This window comes from Desulfobacter vibrioformis DSM 8776 (assembly GCF_000745975.1).
GTDB classification, from domain to species: domain Bacteria; phylum Desulfobacterota; class Desulfobacteria; order Desulfobacterales; family Desulfobacteraceae; genus Desulfobacter; species Desulfobacter vibrioformis.
The window spans coordinates 123,127-144,730 of sequence record NZ_JQKJ01000004.1; the positions used below are offsets into that span (position 1 = coordinate 123,127).

The window sequence follows — 21,604 nt, forward strand, 5'->3', positions numbered from 1 at the left end:
TGGGTTTATACTACCGGAGCAGGCTGGTGATGTTTGAAGATGAGGCGTTTGCCTGGCTCAAGGCATAGGAGCTTGTCTGGGCCAGCAAAGACAGCTTTGCATAGTTGGCTGTTTCCTCTGCAAAGTCAACGTCCCGGATGGTGGATTCCGAGGCGGTCACATTGGTCTTGGTTACCGAAAGGTTAGAGATGGTGGATGTGAGCTGGTTTTGCGCTGAACCCAGGCCACTTCTTATGGCATCCAGGTCAGCCAGCGCGGCGTCCGCAATGGCTATGGCAATTTCAGCATCCTCCTGGGTCATGACACTGATGTCTGCCAGGGTCATGCCCTTCTGGTCGGCAAGACTTACGTCACCACTCTGGGTGGCTATCTGAAGTTCCGAACCGGAGCCAATTGTACTTCCCTTTTCCAATGTCATGTCCTCGGACAGAGTAACCTCCGTTCCCGTCAATTTAACATCGTTGGTAAGGGTTGAGCCTGCGGTATAAGTGATCTCCTTATCACTATCAACAGGATCCGTTACGGTTATAGCCTGTACAAGCGTTGTTCCGGCTTTCAGAGTAGTGGTTGATGTAAGGGTTGAGCCGGCCTCCAGTGTCATGTCCTCTGATAGAACATTCCCCGTAGTCGTATCATCACCATCATCAATTGTTCCAACCGTCACAGCACCACTAAGATGAGAACCTTTTGCTATTGTTGATCCGGATGCGATCTCAGAACCGGCTGCGATTTCCATATCCTCGGTGACGGTAAGGGTGGTTCCGGTTTTAATCGTCGTATCATTTCCCAAAACAGAACCGGCAGTCAGTGTAGAACCACTGGCAATGGTTGATCCGGTTTCAAGCGTCATGTCGCCAGATAATACAGCATTTCCACTGGTTCCTACGTCCGCGCCTAATTTCGTTCCCGCCGTTAAGACCGAGCCCGATGTGAGTATTGAATCTTCCGCCAGCGTCATCTCCTTGGTGATAGTCAGGTCCGACGTAAGGTTCACATCTGCAGTTAAAGTAGACCCGGCCTCATATGTCGTGACGGTACCGGCGCCATCATCTGTTGAAAACGTTTGGGTCACCACAGTGCCTTTTGCAAGCGTTGAACCGCTTTCAAGGGTTGTTCCGACAGATACGGTCATGTCATCAGTTAATGTAGTCTTCGCACTGGTGGTAACCTCTCCGGCGATAACGGTTCCTTTGGCCAGTACTGACCCACTTACCAAAGTGGTGCCGGCTTCAAGCTTGAAGTCACCAGTCGTATCCTTAATTTCTTTTACCGTGGCTTCGCCCCCGAGAACGCTCCCTGCCGCCAGCACGGAGCCTGACTGAATGATAGACTCCTTTGCAATGGTACTTTCCCCGGTGGCTGTAAAGTCGTCGCCAAGGGTGATTTTATCACCTGTGCCGCCGCTTGTCGTTGCAGTGATGTTGAACTGGCTGGACCCTTCCTGGGTCAGGGTGATATATCCGACAGTGGAGAGAGCCTCCCCTTCAACGCCTTCGCCGAAGACATCGTTTAAATCACCCGTAACACTGATAGCCCGTCCGTCGTTAGATGTCAGGGTAATGGTGCCTTCTTCATTCCAGGCGGCGGAAACCCCTGTCTCAGAAGTTTGGTCATTGATGGCTGTAACCAGCGATGAGTCAGAATCTCCGTTCTTAACATCAATGGCGCCGATGGTTACGCCATTGATGGCAAAATTACTTCCAGTGGAGCCTTCCGTAATGTACTCGGAAGTGCTTTCCACAACAGCCACTGCAGATACACCGGTGCTGGATGTCACCGCGTTGATTTTATCGGCCAGGGCGCCAAGACCGTTTGCTTCTTCGTTATTTGCTTCAATGGTAATCGGTTCCAGATGGATATCTTCGCCGGTGATGGCTGAAGTGATGGTCAACTCAACGGTGCTGCCTTCTTGATCATCCAGCGCCAACGTAGCCGTTGAAATATGGCCTATGGAATCGGATTCAGTGTTTCCAATGCTGATGGAAGAGCTTTCATTGGCAGATGCACCGGTGTGGATGACCTTATTTGTGTAGGTGCCGTTGAGAAGCTGCATGCCGTTGTAGGATGTACTGGTAGCGATGCTGTCCAGCTCTTCCAGCAGTTTGTCGATATCTTCCTGGATGGCAGTCCGGGTTGTCGTGGTCTGGCTGTCAGAAGCAGCCTGGGTGGCTTTGGTTTTAATGGTGTTAACGATGCTGACAGACTCTTTAAGGGCACCGTCTGCGGTCTGGACAATGGAAACACCGTCATTGGCGTTCTGGATGCCCTGCCCAATGCCGGCGGCCTGTGCTGCCAGTGAATTGGCAATGGTCAGGCCCGAGGCATCATCCGCAGCTGAGTTGATTCTCAAACCAGTGGAAAGACGGGTCAGGGATGTGGTCATATTTTTGTCTGTGCTAACCATGCTTCTATGGGCGATGAGTGCGGCAGTGTTGGTATTGATACTTAAACTCATGATTATTTCCTCCGTGAATTTGGTGTTTAAGTGACGGCATCATTGCCAGGCCACTTGGTGTCATTCGTCAGATCCGTCTGAAGAATGGTTTAAAAGGTTTTTCTTGCGGGGATCAGCCGCCTTTTTGGATTAATCCTTTGTTCAGTTATCGTGATAAAAAAAGGCAACCTTTAATCGATCACGATACCGGAAGATGGAAAGTGATAAATGTATCACATATTTAAAAACTGATATATTGCTGAATTTTTAAAGAAATATTTAATAAACTTGAAATCAATCAATTGAGATTTTTATTATGATAAAGTTTTAACCCAGGATAAAAACTGGCGTTTCTGCTGGCGTAGACCGCAGCAGAACCATGGGGTTCAGGGCCACCGCATATAATTTTCCTGCTGTTCATGTACTGGATTTTTATTTTTACATGGGTTTGTGTTTGAAACTGTTTGGAAAATGAGTGTAGTGCGCTTTCATGGCCTGGTAGGGTGTTTGCTGTTTTAAAAAGCCAAGGGGCAGTTCAATATTGTAATGGTGTGTCTGTTTTGCCAATGCCTCGTTTGTTTCCCAGGGGGGGGGATCTTTTGTAAGATCAGGGCTGTTACCGATTTTGTTTACCCGCAAGTTTAATTCAGTTATAGTGTCTGCATGCAGATCATCCATCTGAAAGAATGAAAGGCCCAATGTCCTGCACAATTGCTCAATGGCGGCGTCAGGGTTTTTCATACCTGTGTCTTCGGTACCGATCCGTACCGGATCATGATAGATAATGCCTAGGACCTTTAGAGGGAAGCCCTGGATATGATTTGAAATAAACTGGATATGATCTGAAATAAATGTGTGCGCCATGGTGGAGAACTGCGCATGAAAAGTCCTGAACGAGCAGTCAAGAAGGGTTTGCAGCACCACAGGCGGGGCGTCTGCCTGAAAAGACGGCAGATGAAAACAATTGTAATAAAAATAAGTACCTGTGTGATCTTTGAGGTCAAATGGAACAGATTTCCCAAGTTTTGGCATCCTGGATATCTGATACCGTTTGAGACATCTGTTGAGGCTGGCCCTGGAACAGTTGATCTTAAAAAAAGATTCTGCAATGAGATGCAGGTCATCAAGGCCTGCCCTGAATGCAATCCGGCAGATAATGATTTTAATCTCTTCAATGGGTGCCAGGGCCGTTTTTATGCGCTTGGGTGTATGTGGGCGGTCATATACATCCATGCGGCTCTGCCACCGGCGTATTGTGGTTTTACTGACCCCTGTTTTTTTTGCCAGAGCGGCAACGGACAGATGGGGGTTGTTTTGAATATATGCCCGCTGGGCAGGGGTTGTTGTTGCATTCTTATGAAGATGTATTTTCATGGCAACACCTCTTATATCTTATTTTCTTCGTGCGGAAAATATCCAGACAAGGGACCATCCCAGGGCCACGGGCAGGACCCCTGAAACCATAAAGATCAAAATGCGCCCCTGCCAGGGTTTTGTCCCCAAGGCACTGATAATGATGACAATTGCCGACAATACAATGGCAGCCCTCATTTTCATCGTGAACACCCTGGCAGATGGCCCTGTTTTTTTTCTTCCGGCCAAGGGTTTCGGGGGCATCATCCGGGGGACGATCAGGATACACAATAATAAAAGGATAAGTACAAGAATTTCGCTGATGCCGGTCAATTCAGTTTCCTAAAATGTGTTGTATTCAATTGTTTTTCACCGATTATAAATTGATTTTAACGTTGCATATGCCTGCTGGATTTCTAAAAATTTTTCATTGGCAAGATTTGAAAATTCTTCACCCAGGTGGGACAGTTTATCCGGGTGGTATTGCTTTATCTTACTTTTATATGCATTTTGAATTTTCGGCCAGGACGCAGATTTATCTACACCAAGGATCTCATATGGGGATTTGACGGTACTGGTGTTTGCGAAACTGTTCTTTTGTGCTGACTGACCTGTTGGGTTGGACCTGGATGACGACCGGTTTGGGGCGTCTTTTCTAAATGTTTTGGCTGTTTCAGTATCCTGGTTTTTTTTTTCAAAGGATTGTTTCGTGCCTTTTTTAAATAAAAAAGAGGGCAGCCGGCCATATCGGATCAGATGATACAGACACAAGATGACCAGGCTGTCATCAATCCATCCCACCCAGGGCAGATACATTTCTGGAATCGCATCCGCAGGCGAGATCAGATAGGCCAGTCCCAGAAGAACCAGTATAAATTTAACCAGGGGCGTCATGGTCACTGCCCGGCGGTCAGGACATCAATCATGGTGAAAAGTTTGCGCCCAAAGGCATTTGCATCAATTTTATTTTTCAGGAAAACCACAGCATCAAAGGTGCCTGAAACATAAATCTGCCGTCCGTTTATGTTATGGGTCAGTTCAAACAATGCGGACCCGTCCGGGGCTTTCAGCGTATATGTATGCCACCCGTGCCCCTCTATATACTGCTCCGGAACGCCTAAATCCGCTTTCTGGATTTTGGGATCCCTGATTTTTTCAATATCGGAAATATTAAAATCCGTGCCCAGTTGATTAAAACAGGCCACCAGGGCCTTAGCCGTACCCGATGTATCCGCTTTTGCCTGCTGGTGACTCTCTTTGACCTGAAGCGTGAAGCCTTTGAACAGTCCCGGGAAAGTGCTTGCCCCGTATTCAAGCATGGCCTGAAGCCCCACGATCTGTTTGGCCATGTTCGGGGCAATGACTGCGGGAACAGACCCGTTGTTCACCGTGTTTTCAAGGTCCTGCCTGTCCCCCCCTGTGGTGCCCATAACAAAGGGTATTTTATGCGCAACATAAAATTTAGCATTGTTGTTTACAGCGGTCGGGTGGGTGTAATCAACACAGATACAGCCAGGATAGGATTCAAGAATATTATTGATTCTATCTTCCCTTTCACTGGGTTTTAAAAGGGTCACTTTTGTTTGATCCACAGACACCTGGGTCATGGAGATCTCTTCTCCGGTCAGGGAGAAAGGTACAAGGGTAAACCGCTCATCCTGGAACGCGGCTTCAGTCATTATACGGGCCACATTTCCAGGCAGTCCGTTGATCATGATGGGTATGCAATTCATTTTAAATCTCCTTGAAGGCTTTGGGCAAAATGGGTCAGATCAGCAAGTTCAGGGTCGTTTAAGTTTTTGAGCCGGCATTCAAGCCCATTCAGGGCTGCCGGGATATATTTTTTAAATTGGGTCTTGTTTTTAATTCGGGTGAGAAAACCAAATGCGCCCAGCATCTGAAGGTTACGTGAAATACAACAGTATCTGAAACTATGTATAAAAGCATCTTTATTACAGGATACGTTAAGGCCGATTTTTTCCAAAGCAAAGTTTAAAAGCTGATCTTGAACAGCCCGGGACAGTGTAACATAGGGGTCAATTAAAAGGGAAGCCAGATCATACTGAAAAGGACCTTTGCGTGCGGATTGAAAATCAATGAACCAGGGGTGCCCGTTATGGATCATGATATTTTTCGACTGGCAGTCCCTGTGCATAAGCCCGTTCATTGCACCAATCCGTACATTGTCGGCAATATGGGAAAATTGCTGCGCAAAGGTTTTGAACTGTTCTCTGCGGCCAAGGTATTCATTTACAAAGGCCTGCATAAAATACCGGCATTCCAGGTCCAGGATCATCTGTTTTGAGTAGGACGGGGTCTGGCAGGTCCAGGCCGTATCAAAATCTTCAATCCCTTTAAAAGAAAAATCAATCAGGGCGTCAATAACACGTTTATACCAGGTGATGATCGGTTTTTCGTCCATTCCCCGGATATGGTCGGCCAGATGGGTGTTGCCAAGATCTGCCACGGCCACCTGGCCTGAAATGGTGTCATGGCCCAGGATTTTGGGCACGGCAACACCCTTGTCTGTGAGATGGGTCCCGATTTTTACAAATGCATTCAACTGGGCCGGCCCATTATTGCATTGGGTGTTGTATGGGGGCGTAGCTATGCAGATGCCGTGATCCGAGAGAATCAAACTTTTTTCTTTGTGCCGGGCACGGAACCAGAGACGGTCTGATCCGTCCCCGGCCAGGGCCTGGATTTCAATTTCATGAATCCGGGACAGGGCTATACCAAAAATTTTTCCGGCCAGGCATTCCCTGGATGTTTGTTGGTAATCCCGGGGTGTGCCCATGTCCCGCCAGTAAAATTGCTTTGCTTTAAGCGCAGAAACTTTTTGCAGGCCACATAATTTTTGATACACATCAATGCTTGAAAATATTTTTTCAGGGGGCATGTATTCAAAAATGCCCGGGGATATTGCCTGGATTCCCGTGAATGCAAGACCGGATTCCGGGGCCTGGGAAAAGTGCCTGACAATGCCGGGTCCTGGTGTTGTCTGGTCCACACAAAGGGTATTGAACCGGTAGCAGTCATGGACCAGCAGGGTGGCAAGGGCATCAGATGCCTTGTGGCAGGCCATCAGGTGTGACAGATCAAAATCACAGATCACATCGGCATTGACCACAAAAAAATCATCATCTGCCAGTTGACTGCCAAGGTTGGCAATGGCCCCGCCGGTGTCAAGGAGTACAGGCTCAAAAACCATTTCCAGAAGATTTTTTGACCAATGAGTATCAATAAAGCATTTAATGGCATCTGCTAGGTGGTGTGCATTGATAAAAATTTTTGTACACCCGGCATCTAAAAGGCTTTTAACGGCATAGTCGAGAATCGGCCGGCCGTTGATGGTGAAAAGGGGCTTGGGCAAATGTTGTGTATAAGGCAGCAGCCTTGTTCCAAACCCGGCTGCAAGTATCAGGGCTTTCACGATGGTCAGCTTGAAATTCGTCTGGAGAGCAGATCAATGATCTCCTTGTACTGGTCTATGCGTTCCTGGTCCCCGGAGCCGTTGATATCATTTTTGGCAAAATAGTTCACGGCATTGCGGTAGTTGATCAGGGACAAGGATTCCTTCCGTACCACCTGGTTGCGTTTATACAGTCTGGTGCCGAATGAAAGCAGCTTTTTTGTACGCTCTTTGACATCATATTTGTCTGTCTTTTCTTTTTCCAGAAAGATCAGGCAGGTCATATAGGATTCAAAAAAAGGAATGAGAAAGGCGGCAAACCATTTTAATTTTCTCAGCCCTTCCGATGTCAGGTTAAAGGTGTCGGCAAATTGAGGATCAGGCACAAGAATCCCCTCGTTGATAAAGCCTTTTAACGCCTTTGAAATCTGTTCTTGTGCGGTAATTTCCTCATCAAATGAAAATTCGTCCGTGAACAGTTTTTGCAAGAACTGGTACCTGGATACAAGGTCTTCTATTTCAAACTTAAACCGGTCGATCTCTATAATGGCTGCGGCCGTATAGGCAGCCGGTACAAAGAAACAGATCACCGAGTTTTTATAGTAGTCCAGGACCGGTCTTTTGTTGTGCTTGACAATGAGCATGGTGGTGTCTGTGATGTCATCCTCGTCTTCGTCGGCAAGCTCAATGAAATTTCTGGAAAGAAAATTTTCAATGACTGAATCAAAGGCATTGTCCGGGTCAATCATCAATGTGTCGGAAAGATATGCCCCGTGAAAGGTCAGATGGTTCATATAGGTGTTTACCCGGGCAAACATCTGCTTCTTTGTAAATGTGCTTTCAGAACAGTTAAGGATGCCGGACGCGATAATACCATGGGGCGTGGCAACCGTATTGTCATTGATGGCGTTTATCAGTTTGTATCCGAACTCCTTGACAAAGTGACTGAACTCCCCGTCACTGGCCTTTTTGAGATTAATCCCTTTTTCATTCATATACGTGTTCATGGAAATCGGCGTGTCAAATTTAAGATAGACTTTGCCGTATTTGCGTTTTAAAAATTTCCTTGTGTTCAACAGGCCTTTCAGGTTTTCAGGTGTTTTTTTGCCGCCTTCAATTTCATTGAGATAGGCGTCTTCTTCCAGAACCCTGTCATACCCCACATAAATGGGCACAAAATAAAGGTCTTCACAGGCACCGCTTAAAAAGGCCCGGATAATCATGGACAGCCCGCCGATTTTTGGGGGCAGGACTTTCCCTGTCCGGCTTCTGCCCCCTTCAATATAAATCTTAATGTTAAACCCTTCATAGAGCAGTTTCTCTATATATGCGGCAAAAATGCGGGCATACAACTCGGCCCCCTTGAATGTCCGGCGCAGGAAAAACGCGCCGCCGCCCCTGAATAAAGGGCCAAGGGGCCAGAAGGAAAGGTTTTTGCCCGCCGCAATATGGGGGCAGGGCATATTGTTCTTGAACATGATATAGGGTAAAAGCAGGTAATCCAGGTGGCTTTTATGGCAGGGAACCAGAATCAGCGGGGCTTTGGTGTAAGTCTCCCGCATCATGTTGATCTCATCCTGGGATACGGAAACCCCCTCAAATATGTTTTTAAATACCAAAGTCAAAAGCCAGTTTAAAAAATTTATTATCCTTAAACTGTAGTTGGCAGCAATTTCATCGATGTAGGCAGCCGCCTTTTTGTTTACCTTTCGCAAAGGGGTCTGGGTTTTGTCTGCATAGGCAGCCAGAAATTCTCTTAGAGATTTTCGGTTAAGAATGTCTTCGGTGATCTCCTGACGGGATTTAAGCACGGGACCTGTGATACTTTTGCGCTGGCGGTTCAGGATATCCACAAGGAGACTTCTAAGCCGGTGGGTCTGGAATTCCGAATCAAGACGCTGGATTTCCGGCCGGGCTAAAAATTCTTTCAGGTTGACGGGCCGGGCCACTTCCACCCGGATTTTGTCCGGTTGCCGCAGCAGGGTGAAAATTCTTTTGAGGCGGCCGGGTTTTTCATGGGTGCCGAATATTATATCCCCAAGGCTTGGATTTTTGTGCATGGGCTTGGGGATATAGATAATATCTTCAGGTACAATAATAACTGGCTTTTCAGTTTGTTTCTGCAGTTCAATCAGATGAAATAACGGATCCGGTGTTGACCTGATAAACCTGTTATAAAATTCATCCTCTTCAATAAGGGTGATGAATCCTGCCCGGTTCTCCAAAAGCATTTTCCGGGCATACCCGCTGGAATAGATATCCTTGAAATGGAAATGGTGAAAAAAATAATCCAGGTGGGAAAGGATAATCCGTGCCAGCTGTTTTGCGGGCAAAAGAAAGAAAAATCGTAAATCAAAACCCAGTTCAGGATACGGACAGTTCATGGGTTTTAAAAGGGTATGAAAATATAAAAAATCAAAAATATGTTTGTTTTTACAGCTAAAAACAACAATTGAACCCGGTGCTGTATTTTTTATTCTTTCCAGGCTGTTGTTATCTATGCTGATTTTATTCACAAGGTGGTTCAGTATTTTTCTGATAACGAAGCTTTGGGTGCCTGGATAATAACTTGAATAATAATCATGGGAACCGTTAAGCAGAAACTCAATTAATTTACGTATTTTTTCCCGGGTGGCTGAGACCAGGTCATTTATTGGTGCAAACAAACTCATAAGGGGTGTCCTTTTTTTCCATCGAAGTTTGAAGGGTCAATCGTGGCAGGAACGCTTTTTTGGGTTCATTCAATACCAGAGCTTGGTTTGCATGGCAATATGATAATTTTTATATAAACGATTGAAAGAATCGTCCATTCTTATGCCAATATACTGAATTAAAAGTGTTTATTGATGTGTTTTGATATGGGTAAAAACGCCTTGATAAAATAAAGGGCCTGTGATATTTTTCCTCATCTATATGGGAAACAAGCACATAATTTTTAGGTATGAATCACGTATTTCACGTATCAACCGTTTAGACGGGAATTTAAGGAGGATAACCTATGAAAACGTTAATTGGTGGAGCTATTGCAGTGCTTCTCGGAGTTATTGGTATGGCTGTATGGTTTACAGAGTTTTTGCAAATTATTAAAGGATGTGTCCCTGTTGTTCTTCTGGTGGCCGGCGGCTTTGCACTCTACCTTGGATTTGACGAGTTGAAAGACTCCTGGAAAAATGACGAAGGCGTTGATGCGTCTGCCGATGCGTCTGTTGATTAAGACAAGACCCCAATTGCCGAACTCGAAAAAAACTGGCGGTATGAAACGCGCCAAATAGTGCCGCTTTGTCGGATTTGTCAGTCCATGGTATCTGATCATAGTATCCGGGCCATAGTATCTGAAAGATCCGTGTTCGGGCTCCTTGATAGCGTCGCGCATGCTCACTTAAGGTTGCCCAGATGCAAGGCGGCAGATGCAAGGCGCAGAAAAATTTGCAACCGGAGTAACCTTCTGGTTGTGAGGATTGCAAATTTTTCTGCAACGCCGCAGATGGATGACCTATCGTTCAAAAACCATATATATAAAAATTTTGTGATTCCTGTTTAAACTGCTGCAAAGACGCTTGCCAGGTCTTTTCCAGTTCAAGGGGATCATTCCTTCCTTCAAGATTTTCGCGCAACTTCCGGCTTCCTAAAATCAGGTCCATGGGCAGGCGCTCAAATTCATATTCATAAGGCGGGGCCTTGAACTGAAACCCGTTGGGATGTGCTTTCATGATTTCCTGTAACAGAATCAGGGAATACAGATAGGGTTTGTATTTTCTCCTGTCTGTTACATGGATGTGTACACCTTGGCATGTCTGGTTCCGCCATTTACCGGATGTGGGCTGGAAACAGACCGGCCGCAGCACAATGCCTTCAAGACGGCCTTGCACACGCTGTTTTAATGTATGAATATCCAGATAAGGCGCGCCGAACTGTTCAAAGGGCAGGGTCGTGCCCCGTCCTTCTGACAGATTGGTCCCTTCAAAGATGACCTGGCCGGGATAGACCATGGCAGAAAGCGGGGTGGGCAGATTCGGGGACGGTGGAATCCAGGTTAGTCCGGTATCCTGCCAGTACATATCCCTGGTCCATCCCTGCATGGGAATCACGGTAAGATCACAGTCGATTTTTTGGGTTGAATTGATATAGGCGGTGATTTCGCCTACGGTCATGCCGTGGCGCATGGGTATGGGGTAGCGCCCGACAAATGAAGAATAGTCCTCTTCAAGGATATTTCCCTCAATCTGTAAGCCGCCAACAGGATTGGGCCGGTCCAGAACCACCACAGATCTGCCGAGTTTTGCTGCCATTTCAAGGCAGTATGAGATGGTATATATAAAGGTATACACGCGGGTTCCCACATCCTGGATATCAATGACCAGGGTGTCTATGGGGTCAAACATGTCGGTTGTGGGAATCCTTGTTTCACTGTACAGGCTGAATACCGGTATATTCAGATCCGGGGCTCTGAAATGCCCCGATTCAATCATATTGTCCTGCTTTTCCGCAAAAAAACCGTGCTGGGGTGAAAACAGGGCGCAGATCTGCCCGGGGAAACGTTGCGCTATAACGTCTTTTGCATGTTCAAACTGACTTGTTATCGAGGCTGGATTTGCCAGAAGGCCCAGGCGCCTGCCCTTTAAACATTCTGGTCGTTTGTCCCAAAGGGTGTCCAGTCCGGTTTTAATCCGTGGTGCGTTTTTGTTCAATGTTAGTCTCCAATACGCTTTGTCCACCACGAAGAACACAACGTTTTCGTACTCTAATATCTTCGTGTCCTTTGTGTCCTTCGTGGTAAAAAAGAAAGAATAACCATTATAATCCGTATGACCCATTCAAAAGTCAATGTCATAAACTTAAGCATTGAGTATTTTATTTCACCATGAAGGACATGAAGAGCATGAAGAATATATGCCGGGAAATCAATCTTCATGTCCTTCATGCTCTTCATGGTTTTAATATTGACAAAAATTTAAATTCTAACTAATTAATACTGTTTTATCCAACCCGCAAAGCAATGGAGCACATTTTTCATGTTGTTTTCAATCAGTGAGTCCGTAAAGGCCATAAAGCCCTATGAGGCCGGCAAACCATTAAGCGAGGTAGAGCGAGAGTATGGTATTACCAACGCGGTAAAACTTGCCTCCAATGAAAATCCTTTCGGGTTTTCACCCCAAGTGACCCAGGCTGTTTTGTCAAAATTGCCCGGGATGAACCGGTATCCTGAGCCGGTCCCTTTTACGCTAGGCCAAAAACTTGCTGAAAAACACCATGTTCAGAAGGAAAATCTGGTCATTGGAAATGGTTCCGATGATATCATTGCCCTGCTTGCCCATGGATTTCTGGATCCCGGGCAGGAAGCAGTCATGCCGCAGCCTTCCTTTCTCATGTATGAGATCAGTGTGAAAACCGCAAAGGGCGTTCCGGTTATGGTGCCCCTCAAGGATTTTTCCACGAACCTTGACGGGCTTGTCAAGGCAGTTACCCCCAAAACAAAACTGGTGTTTGTGACCAATCCCTTCAATCCCACCGGGGCTGTGATCACCAAGGATGAATTTTCACGGTTCGCCGATCAACTGCCGGACAACGTTCTGATTATTGTGGATGAAGCGTATATTGAATTTGTACGCAGCGATTCGGTCTATCATTCTCTGGCTGTGCCGTTGACAGATCCAAGAATTGTAACCCTGAGAACGTTTTCCAAAGCATACGGCCTTGCCGGTTTCCGCATTGGCTACGGGGTTATGGATAAAGCTGTGGCTGAAATCTTAAACCGGATCCGTCAGCCCTTTAATGTGAACGCCCTTGCCCAGGTTGCGGCCCAGGCCGCCCTGGAAGATACGGATTTTCTGTCCAAAACCATTGCCGGCACCCACCAGGGCATTGATTTTTTAACCCAAACACTTACAGATGCCGGTTTTGAGGTGCTGCCCACCCAGGCCAATTTTCTTATGGTGGATGTAAAGACCAGCTCCCGGGATATTTGTAAAAAACTGCTTGGCAAAGGTGTGGTGGTGCGTTCCCTGGCATCCTATGGATATGACACCTTTGTTCGCATCAATGCCGGCACGGACCAGGAAAACCAAAAGTGCGTGGATGCGCTCATTCGTGTTGCAGGGGAATACGTTGCAGGGAAATAAGAAGATTATGGACAGGCGTATCATTACCATTGACGGGCCGGCAGGTGCCGGTAAAACAACGGTTTCAAAAGCCCTGGCCAGGGAACTTGGCTGTGTTTATGTGGATACCGGGGCTTTGTACAGGGCTGTTGCGTTTGAAATCAGGTGCCAACATATTAACTGGGAAGACAGTGCCCAGCTTGAACGGTTTCTTGCCTGCCTTGATCTTGATTTTGTCATGGAAGGCCGGGAACCTGTGCTGACATCATCGGGGCGGGATATCAGCGCATATATCCGCACCCATGAAATCAGTATGCTGGCCTCTGCCACCTCTGCCGTGCCCCAGGTGCGAAAGGCATTGCTGGGTATTCAAAAATCCATTGCCAGGGAAAGGGATGCTGTGTTCGAAGGCCGGGACATGGGCACGGCTGTTTTTCCCGACGCGTCATATAAGTTCTTCCTGGCCGCTGATGTGAACGTGCGGGCCCGAAGACGGTTTGAGGAATCAAACGCCTCCGGGATTTCATTTGAAAAAATTCTCGAAGATATGGTCAAGCGGGATTCAGATGACACCCGACGGGCTGTATCACCATTAAAACAGGCCCCGGATGCTGTCCTTATCGATGCCACCGCATTAGATGTTTTCCAGGTTGTGGAAAAAATGAAACGCATTATAAACGGCGTTCAAACACGGTTTTCTGATCAGATATAACTGAAAAAGTTCGGGAATTTCTTGATTTTTCTTTTTTCCGTTGATATAAGAACCAATTGTACTCGTCTTTGCCATCTTTTCCTGTGATTTAAAGGCGGGTAACATCATCGATTAGGGGGGGGAATAAACATTAATGAACAACATTGCTGAAGAAAACGAAAACCAAAACATGAATCAAGAATTAGAGATCCAAAATGAGGTAAAAGAATCCGAAATCGAACTCGCCGGAGAAGAGACCAATGAAGTAAAAGAGTCCGAAATCGAACTCACCGGAGAAGAGACCATGGAAGAACTGCTGGACATTTACGAGTCCAGCCTCAGTAAATTTGAAGAGGGACAGGTTGTCATCGGGACAGTGATCTCCGTCGGCAGGGAAACAGTCCTTGTGGATGTGGGATACAAATCCGAAGGACAGATCTCAATTCATGAATTCATTGGTGAGGACGGCAATGTCAACGTCAAAATCGGCGACGAATTTGAGGTGATGATTGAAGTATGGGATGAAGAGGAAGAGACCGTTCTTCTGTCCCGTGACAAAGCCAAAAAGGTTAAAGTGTGGGATGCCATCAAGGATATCTACGACGATGACGGCACCATTGAGGGTGTTATCACCAGTCGGGTTAAAGGCGGCTTTTCCGTTGATATCGGACTGCAGGCCTTTTTGCCAGGTTCCCAGGCTGATCTGCGGCCCATCCGCAACATGGATGAAATGGTCGGCAAAACTTATACGTTTAAGATTCTTAAGTACAACAAGAAAAGAAACAATATTGTCCTGTCACGCCGGGTACTGCTTGAAACTGAACGGGAAAAAATGCGCAGTGCCACCCTGTCTGCCATTGAAAATGACAAGGTCATGGACGGCATTGTCAAGAATATTACCGAATACGGTGTATTTGTTGATCTCGGCGGCGTTGACGGACTTCTTCATATTACTGATATTTCCTGGGGCCGGGTTAAACATCCCTCTGAACTGTTCTCCGTCGGTGATCATATCAAGGTGAAAATTCTCTCCTTTGATTTTGAGAAGGAACGGGTCTCCCTGGGCATGAAACAGCTGACACCAGATCCCTGGACAACGGCTGCTGAAAAATATCCCATTGATTCCAAGATCAATGGCCGGGTGGTCAGCCTGACCGATTACGGGGCATTCATTGAACTTGAAGAGGGTGTTGAAGGCCTTATCCATGTCTCTGAAATGTCATGGACCCGCAAAATCCGTCATCCGTCCCAGATGGTTGCCGTTGGCGAACAGGTTGAGGCTGTTGTTCTGGACCTTAAACCTGAAAACCGCAGGATTTCTCTGGGCATCAAACAGACCGTTGAGAATCCCTGGGAAGTCATTTCCCAGAAATATCCCGTGGGCACCATCATTGAAGGCAAAATAAAGAACATTACCGAATTCGGTCTTTTTATCGGCATTGATGATGACATTGACGGCCTGGTTCACATCTCTGATATTTCATGGACCAAACGGATTAAGCATCCTTCTGAAATTTATAAGAAAAACGATACCATCCAGGCGGTTGTGCTTGATATTGACAAGGCCAATGAAAGATTCTCCCTGGGTATTAAGCAGACCCAGGTAGATCCCTGGGAAACAGTTGCCGAACGTTATGACGTGGGCAAGGAAATTTCCGGTGTCATCACCAACCTCACCGATTTCGGCGTGTTTGTAGAGCTTGAAGAAGGCATTGAAGGGCTGGTTCATGTATCTGAAATCAGCAAGGAAAACATCAAGAGCCCCAAAGAGCATTACCAGATCGGCGAAACCATTACTGCCAAGGTAATGAATATTAATTCCGATGAAAGACGGATCGGCCTGTCCATCAAGCGTCTGAACGAAGAAGAAGATGACAACAGATACCTTGAAGAAATTGCAAAAAGTAGCAAACCTGCTGCATCCGCATTTGGAGAGATGCTGAGAAACAACATCCAGGAAAAACTGGAAGCGGAGAAAAAAGAAAACGAATAATGCCTGTTTGACAGGCAGCAGGATTTGATTTTTTAAGTTTTCAAGGCCGGACTGATCCTTTACAGGACATCCGGCCTTTTTAGTTTCCAATTATAAAATTAAGGAATAAACCCTCATGTTTGCAAGACGCCATCCTTTTTTGTTTTTTCTGTGTGTTATCTGTGGCTGCTTTACCTTTGGCCTGGTTGCCGTGTCGGGTATCGCAGTTCTGGGTGCCTTTGTCGTCAACAATGAGATCAGCGGCGTCATCTCGTCCTCTCCGGGCAACATCGGCGTGGTGGAGGTGACAGGGCCTATTATATCTTCAAAGAAAATCATCCAGGATCTTAAGGCGTTCAGGGATGATGATGCCATTAAGGCGATTATTTTAAGGATTGACAGTCCCGGCGGCGGAATCGGGCCTTCCCAGGAAATCTACCGGGAACTGATCAAGACCCGCGCTGAAAAAAAAGTGATCGCTTCCATGGGGTCTGTTGCAGCATCCGGGGGGTATTATATCGCATGTGCAGCCCAGGGTATTGTCGCAAATTCCGGCACCATCACAGGATCCGTCGGCGTCATCATGGAGTATGCCAATCTTGAACAGATCGCTAAAAAGATCGGGATCGCCCCTGTGGTAATAAAAAGCGGTGAATATAAGGACATGGGTTCCCCCATGCGGGAGCTTAAAGACAGTGAAAAACAGCTGTTTCAAAATCTTGTGGATGAACTCCACGCCCAGTTCGTGTCCGATGCGGCGATTGCCAGGAATATGGAGATCAATGTTATGGCTAAACTGGCTGACGGCAGGGTTTACACCGGACAGACCGCCATGAAACTCAATCTTGTTGATCGTATCGGCAACATGGATGATGCGGTTCAATGGGCCGGACAGATGGCCGGCATTGAAGGAGAACTGACCCTGGTTTATCCCAAAGAGGATAAAATAACGCTGTTCAAAAAACTGGCCGAAACCCTGTTCCAGGATATTAACCTTGGTACCAGGCTTTCCGGACAGTTCAGGTATGGTTTCAATTAAGTTGTGATCTACTCAAAAATGTCAACCTCCCCTGCACCATACCGGATCACCTCGGGTTCATCCTCAACCAGGGAAATCACGGAAGACGGGGTGTTGGGCACAGGGCCGCCATCCAGAACCATGTCCAGCCTTGCATCGAAATAATCATGGAGCAGGGATGCATCTTCAAATACGTCACCGTTGGGATTCGTGGCCGAGGTTGAAATAATGGGATTTCCCAGTTCCCGGGCAAGGCTTATGGCGATCTGATTGGCCGGGACCCTGATACCTGCGGTTTTTCTTTTGGTCAGCATAATCTTGGGCACCATTTTTGATCCGGGCAGAATAAAGGTATAAGGACCCGGCAGCAAGCGTTTCATGTGGCGGTAGGCCATATTGGATACCTTGGCATACTGGGAGATATCTTTCAGGTCCGGACAGATGAAGCTGAAAGGCTTGGTTTTATCCCGCTGTTTGATCTGATATATCTGTTCAATGGCTTTTTTATTCATGATATCGCAGCCGATACCGTAAAAGGTGTCTGTGGGATAGGCAATGATACCGCCTTTCTTGAGACAGGCCACAGCCATGGATATGATTCGTGCCTGGGGGGTATGGGGATTAACATTATATAACATATGTGCCTCCTGAAATATTTAGTCACCAAAGCAGATGCCAAGGGTTCTGGCCGTCAGGATCAGCTCCCCGTCAGGGTCAACGCTGCGTATTCTGTTTACGGCGTCTTTCAAATGTACACTTCCCATCATTCCGCTGGGCTTGAGTGCGACCATCTTGCCAAAATTCTCCTTGGCTGCCATATGCACCGCCTGAACCCCGAACCGGGTGCATAACTGCCTGTCCCAGTGGGTGGGTTGCCCCCCGCGCTGGAGATGGCCAAGCACCACGCACCGGCTCTCTTTGCCGGTCTTTTCCTGGATTTTTTCGGCAATTGCGTAACCAATGCCCCCAAAACGGACTTCCCTGTCTGTTTTATCATTGTCAGACACCACCATGGTGTCGTCAAGTTTTGCCCCCTCGGCCACAATAACAATGGTGAATAATTTTCCTGTGGCTTCCCGGGACCTGATTTTTTTTTCAATGGCTGTCATGTTAAATTTTATTTCAGGAATCAGAATAACATCCGCACCCCCGGCAAGCCCGGCATAGACGGCAATCCAGCCGGCATACCGGCCCATGACCTCCAGCACCATGACCCGGTTATGGCTCTGGGCAGTTGAATGAAGCCGGTCAAGGGCATCCACGGCACAGGCCACGGCCGTGTCAAATCCAAAGGTCTGCTGGGTGGCATCCAGATCATTGTCAATGGTCTTGGGTACACCGATGACAGGCAGTCCTGATTCATGCATCTGCAGGGCTGTGGTCAAGGTGCCGTCCCCGCCGATGACCACAAGCGCTTTCAGATCCAAGGCTTCTGCATTCTGCCGCACCTGGGCCATAAGATCTTCCGGGATTTTCCGCGTTTCCCCCTGGCCGGTTTTTGATGAAAATCTGCCGGAATTTGCAGTGCCCAGAATGGTGCCGCCGCGAATAAGAAGCCCGTCCATATCCCGGATGGTGAGCGGGTCCGCCTGAACCGGTGTTAAAAGCCCGTCAAAACCGCCCCGGATGCCTATGGTCGTAACCCCCTGCATATCAGCGGCTTTTACAATGGCCCGGATGACTGCATTCAGTCCGGGGCAGTCTCCTCCCCCTGTTACTACGCCAATTTTTTTCCCCATCTTTTAATCCTTGTCAATGGGTAATATAGCCCATATCTGATATAGTCCTATCGTTGAATTTAGGTGATCAAATTTGCCTCACGGTGCTATATCAGATAATCAGTAATGAAACAAATAAATTAGATTGAATCAATTGATAATGTTATTTGATAAGGTTATTTGTGACTTGAAATCTGTAACTTTTAAAAAAAAATTAACGCGCCTTTTTTTTATTCTGCTTGGGGTCACGCTTGTGTACCAGACAGGCCGGACCTTTTTTTTAAAACAGGAGTGGCAGGCCAGAAATCGTGCATATGAGATGGTCAAACGGCTGTTTCCCGACGCCTGGGACAGGGCATGTGACCAGTACGGATTATTTTGTTTTAACGGGTCTGAAAAACCCATGCAAAAATGTACTGGTGTTGTGGAATCCGGCTGTATTATTCTTATTCACGGCCTTGATGACCCTGGTTTTACCTTTGAAACACTTGCGTTGGCCCTTCACCGGAAAGGGTACCCGGTGCTGTTTTTCTTCTACCCGGATGATCAGAGGATTGATGCCTCATCACAATTGTTATTCAATAATTTATCCTCCTTGTCCCTTGCAGGTCCTGTCGTGCTTGTGGGACATAGCATGGGCGGACTTGTGGCAAGACATATGCTGGTTGATCCCGTCATTGATTATGCTGGGGCCAGGGCCAGGACCCGGGTTCCTGAAATCAGGGATTTGATCATGGTTGGCACCCCGAACCACGGGGCTTTTCTTTCAAGATTCAGGCTTTTCATGGAGATACGGGAACAATGCCTGCTCGCGTTTGATCACAGGTGGCACATGCTTTCCGGGTTTATTGACGGAACCGGTGCTGCCGGCATTGATCTGCTGCCGCAGTCCGAGTTTATGAGACATCTGAACAGTCTGCCTTATCCTGGAGACATACCTTGTCATATCATCGCCGGACATATCTTTGCCTTTCCGGTGAACATGCCTGAACAATTTCAGATTACGGGTAACCAGACCCTTGAGGGGGTACTGTTGTCAAAAAAAAACGATTTTCGGTCAATGCTGGACAAGGCAGGCCTTTTGATCGGAGACGGTCTTGTCTCCATCAATTCTGCCGTCTCTTTTGATGTGCCTGTCACCCTTGTGAAAGGAAACCATAAAACCATGCTTGCTCACTGTTATTTCAACGGTTCCCGGATTCCCCCTGCCGTTTCTGTGATACTTGATATTCTGGCGCACCATGAAAATTAATTCAGAGATCTTTATGGATATTTCCCAGGGAATGACCTTGTAAAAGGTTCATAATTTTGGTAAAAGGGCATGTTTATATACTGTACTTTTAATAATTATTGGCCAGCCTTTTCACCTTTTTAACGTGACGGCTGGCCTTTAAAGTATAAATAAACACCTTTCCTTTCTGGAGGATTCTTAAATTATGTCAAATATATTACCCGAGCAAGGGCTCTCTTTTGATGATGTGCTCCTGCTTCCCGATTATTCAGCCATCCTGCCTGACGAAGTGATCACGCGCACGCGTCTGACCAGGGAACTTGAACTCAACATCCCCATTGTCAGTGCAGCCATGGATACGGTGACCGAATCAGACACCGCCATCAGCATGGCCCGGGCCGGAGGCCTTGGATTTATCCACAGAAACCTGAGTATTGCCGAGCAGGTGGTTGAAGTGGACCGGGTTAAAAAAAGTGAAAGCGGCATGATTGTTGACCCTGTAACCGTCCATCCCGATGCCACCATTTCCGATGTGCTGAGTATCATGGCCAAATACCGGATTTCAGGTATCCCCGTTGTGGAAGACGATAAACTGGTCGGTATTGTGACCAACAGGGACCTTCGTTTTGAAACCCAGCTGGATAAACCGGCCAGAGAGGTGATGACCAGTGAAAACCTGGTGACCGTGCCTGAAAAATGCACCCTGGAAGAATCCAAAATCATGCTGCATAAACACAGGATTGAAAAACTTCTGGTGGTGGACCCCCAGGGCAACCTCAAAGGCCTGATCACTATCAAGGACATTGAAAAGATAAGAAAATATCCCAATGCCTGCAAAGATTCTTTGGGACGCCTGAGGGCCGGTGCTGCCATTGGTGTGGGGTCCGATATGATGGAACGTGTGGAAGCGCTTCTGGCTGCCGGGGCCGATGCCCTGGTCATTGACACATCCCATGGCCATTCCCAGAATGTGATCAATGCGATTCAGCGTATTAAGGCGGCGTTTCCCGCCTGCCAGCTTATTGCCGGCAATGTGGCCACCGAGGCCGGGGCAAAGGCATTGATTGACGCAGGTGTTGATGCCGTTAAAATCGGTATCGGCCCAGGTTCCATATGTACCACCCGTATTGTTGCAGGTGTTGGTGTGCCCCAGCTCACTGCTGTGATGAACTGTGCCGATATTTCAAGGAAAACCGGTGTGCCCCTGATTGCCGACGGCGGGATCAAATTCTCCGGAGATGTCTCCAAAGCCCTGGGGGCCGGTGCCCATTCCGTGATGCTGGGCAGCCTTCTGGCCGGCACCAAAGAAAGCCCCGGCGAAATCGTCATCTACCAGGGCCGTTCATATAAAGCCTACCGCGGCATGGGATCTGTGGAAGCCATGAAAAAGGGCAGTTCCGACAGATATTATCAGAAAGATACCGGTAAAAATGAAGAGCTGGTTCCTGAAGGTATTGTGGGCCGGATTCCTTACCGGGGAACCATCCGCGAGAATATTGTCCAGATGATTGGCGGACTCAAGGCCGGCATGGGATATCTTGGGGCCGCGACCATCAGCGAGCTGCACCAGAAGGCAAAATTTGTCCGGATCACTGCGGCCGGATTAAAGGAAAGCCATGTCCATGACGTTGTCATCACCAAGGAAGCACCCAACTACAGAGTGGAAAGCAATTAACT

Annotated in this window: 17 protein-coding genes; 7 read left to right on the forward strand and 10 right to left on the reverse strand. The window is 47.3% G+C overall.

Annotated features, from left to right (window positions below):
- Positions 1-10: 10 nt before the first annotated feature.
- The 7 genes from Q366_RS04920 to Q366_RS04950 form a co-directional block, all read right to left on the reverse strand.
- Entirely contained in the window at positions 11-2,455 is a 2,445-nt protein-coding gene (locus Q366_RS04920; RefSeq protein ID WP_035236880.1) for a flagellin N-terminal helical domain-containing protein, read from the reverse strand.
- A 417-nt stretch (positions 2,456-2,872) separates the two neighbouring features.
- Entirely contained in the window at positions 2,873-3,808 is a 936-nt protein-coding gene (locus tag Q366_RS04925; protein WP_035236882.1) for a transposase, read from the reverse strand.
- Between the two features lie 18 nt (positions 3,809-3,826).
- Positions 3,827-4,120, reverse strand: coding sequence for a hypothetical protein (locus Q366_RS20745; RefSeq protein ID WP_084691720.1), 294 nt, complete (start codon positions 4,118-4,120; stop codon positions 3,827-3,829).
- 36 nt (positions 4,121-4,156) lie between these two features.
- Positions 4,157-4,681, reverse strand: a complete 525-nt coding sequence (locus Q366_RS04935; RefSeq protein ID WP_035236886.1) for a DnaJ domain-containing protein — start codon at positions 4,679-4,681, stop codon at positions 4,157-4,159.
- Between the two features lie 2 nt (positions 4,682-4,683).
- A complete protein-coding gene (gene dapB, locus Q366_RS04940; RefSeq protein WP_035236887.1) occupies positions 4,684-5,520 on the reverse strand; it encodes a dihydrodipicolinate reductase in 837 nt (278 codons plus the stop codon).
- Positions 5,517-7,220, reverse strand: a complete 1,704-nt coding sequence (locus tag Q366_RS04945) for a sugar phosphate nucleotidyltransferase (RefSeq protein WP_035236889.1) — start codon at positions 7,218-7,220, stop codon at positions 5,517-5,519. Before Q366_RS04945 ends, dapB begins: the two co-directional genes overlap by 4 nt.
- Positions 7,221-7,225: 5 nt before the next feature.
- On the reverse strand, positions 7,226-9,871 hold the full coding sequence (locus Q366_RS04950; RefSeq protein ID WP_035236891.1) for a 1-acyl-sn-glycerol-3-phosphate acyltransferase: 2,646 nt from the start codon (positions 9,869-9,871) through the stop codon (positions 7,226-7,228).
- Positions 9,872-10,197: 326 nt separating this feature from the next.
- Here Q366_RS04950 and Q366_RS04955 point away from each other — a divergent pair, with 326 nt between their 5' ends.
- On the forward strand, positions 10,198-10,413 hold the full coding sequence (locus tag Q366_RS04955; RefSeq protein WP_035236893.1) for a hypothetical protein: 216 nt from the start codon (positions 10,198-10,200) through the stop codon (positions 10,411-10,413).
- Between the two features lie 286 nt (positions 10,414-10,699).
- Here Q366_RS04955 and Q366_RS04960 read toward each other — a convergent pair whose 3' ends face one another.
- A complete protein-coding gene (locus tag Q366_RS04960) occupies positions 10,700-11,887 on the reverse strand; it encodes an exo-beta-N-acetylmuramidase NamZ family protein (RefSeq protein WP_035236894.1) in 1,188 nt (395 codons plus the stop codon).
- A gap of 324 nt (positions 11,888-12,211) precedes the next feature.
- Between Q366_RS04960 and hisC the strand changes: the two genes are divergently transcribed.
- The 4 genes from hisC (at position 12,212) to sppA (ending at position 16,999) form a co-directional block, all read left to right on the forward strand.
- The gene (gene hisC / locus Q366_RS04965; protein ID WP_035236896.1) at positions 12,212-13,318 is read left to right on the forward strand and encodes a histidinol-phosphate transaminase; all 1,107 of its coding nucleotides are present in this window, start codon (positions 12,212-12,214) and stop codon (positions 13,316-13,318) included.
- A gap of 7 nt (positions 13,319-13,325) precedes the next feature.
- Complete coding sequence (gene cmk, locus Q366_RS04970; protein WP_035236983.1) at positions 13,326-14,009, forward strand: (d)CMP kinase; 684 nt, start codon at positions 13,326-13,328, stop codon at positions 14,007-14,009.
- 133 nt (positions 14,010-14,142) lie between these two features.
- The gene (locus tag Q366_RS04975) at positions 14,143-15,981 is read left to right on the forward strand and encodes a 30S ribosomal protein S1 (protein ID WP_035236898.1); all 1,839 of its coding nucleotides are present in this window, start codon (positions 14,143-14,145) and stop codon (positions 15,979-15,981) included.
- A 115-nt stretch (positions 15,982-16,096) separates the two neighbouring features.
- Positions 16,097-16,999, forward strand: a complete 903-nt coding sequence (gene sppA, locus Q366_RS04980) for a signal peptide peptidase SppA (RefSeq protein ID WP_035236900.1) — start codon at positions 16,097-16,099, stop codon at positions 16,997-16,999.
- Positions 17,000-17,007: 8 nt separating this feature from the next.
- On the opposite strand, the gene Q366_RS04985 is transcribed toward sppA, so the two are convergent.
- Both Q366_RS04985 and Q366_RS04990 read right to left on the reverse strand, forming a co-directional pair.
- Complete coding sequence (locus Q366_RS04985) at positions 17,008-17,616, reverse strand: L-threonylcarbamoyladenylate synthase (protein WP_035236902.1); 609 nt, start codon at positions 17,614-17,616, stop codon at positions 17,008-17,010.
- A gap of 18 nt (positions 17,617-17,634) precedes the next feature.
- The gene (locus Q366_RS04990) at positions 17,635-18,717 is read right to left on the reverse strand and encodes a 6-phosphofructokinase (RefSeq protein WP_035236904.1); all 1,083 of its coding nucleotides are present in this window, start codon (positions 18,715-18,717) and stop codon (positions 17,635-17,637) included.
- 166 nt (positions 18,718-18,883) lie between these two features.
- Between Q366_RS04990 and Q366_RS20040 the strand changes: the two genes are divergently transcribed.
- Positions 18,884-19,948, forward strand: coding sequence for a PGAP1-like alpha/beta domain-containing protein (locus tag Q366_RS20040; RefSeq protein WP_169742934.1), 1,065 nt, complete (start codon positions 18,884-18,886; stop codon positions 19,946-19,948).
- Positions 19,949-20,132: 184 nt separating this feature from the next.
- The gene (gene guaB / locus Q366_RS05000) at positions 20,133-21,602 is read left to right on the forward strand and encodes an IMP dehydrogenase (protein WP_035236906.1); all 1,470 of its coding nucleotides are present in this window, start codon (positions 20,133-20,135) and stop codon (positions 21,600-21,602) included.
- Positions 21,603-21,604 lie beyond the last annotated feature (2 nt).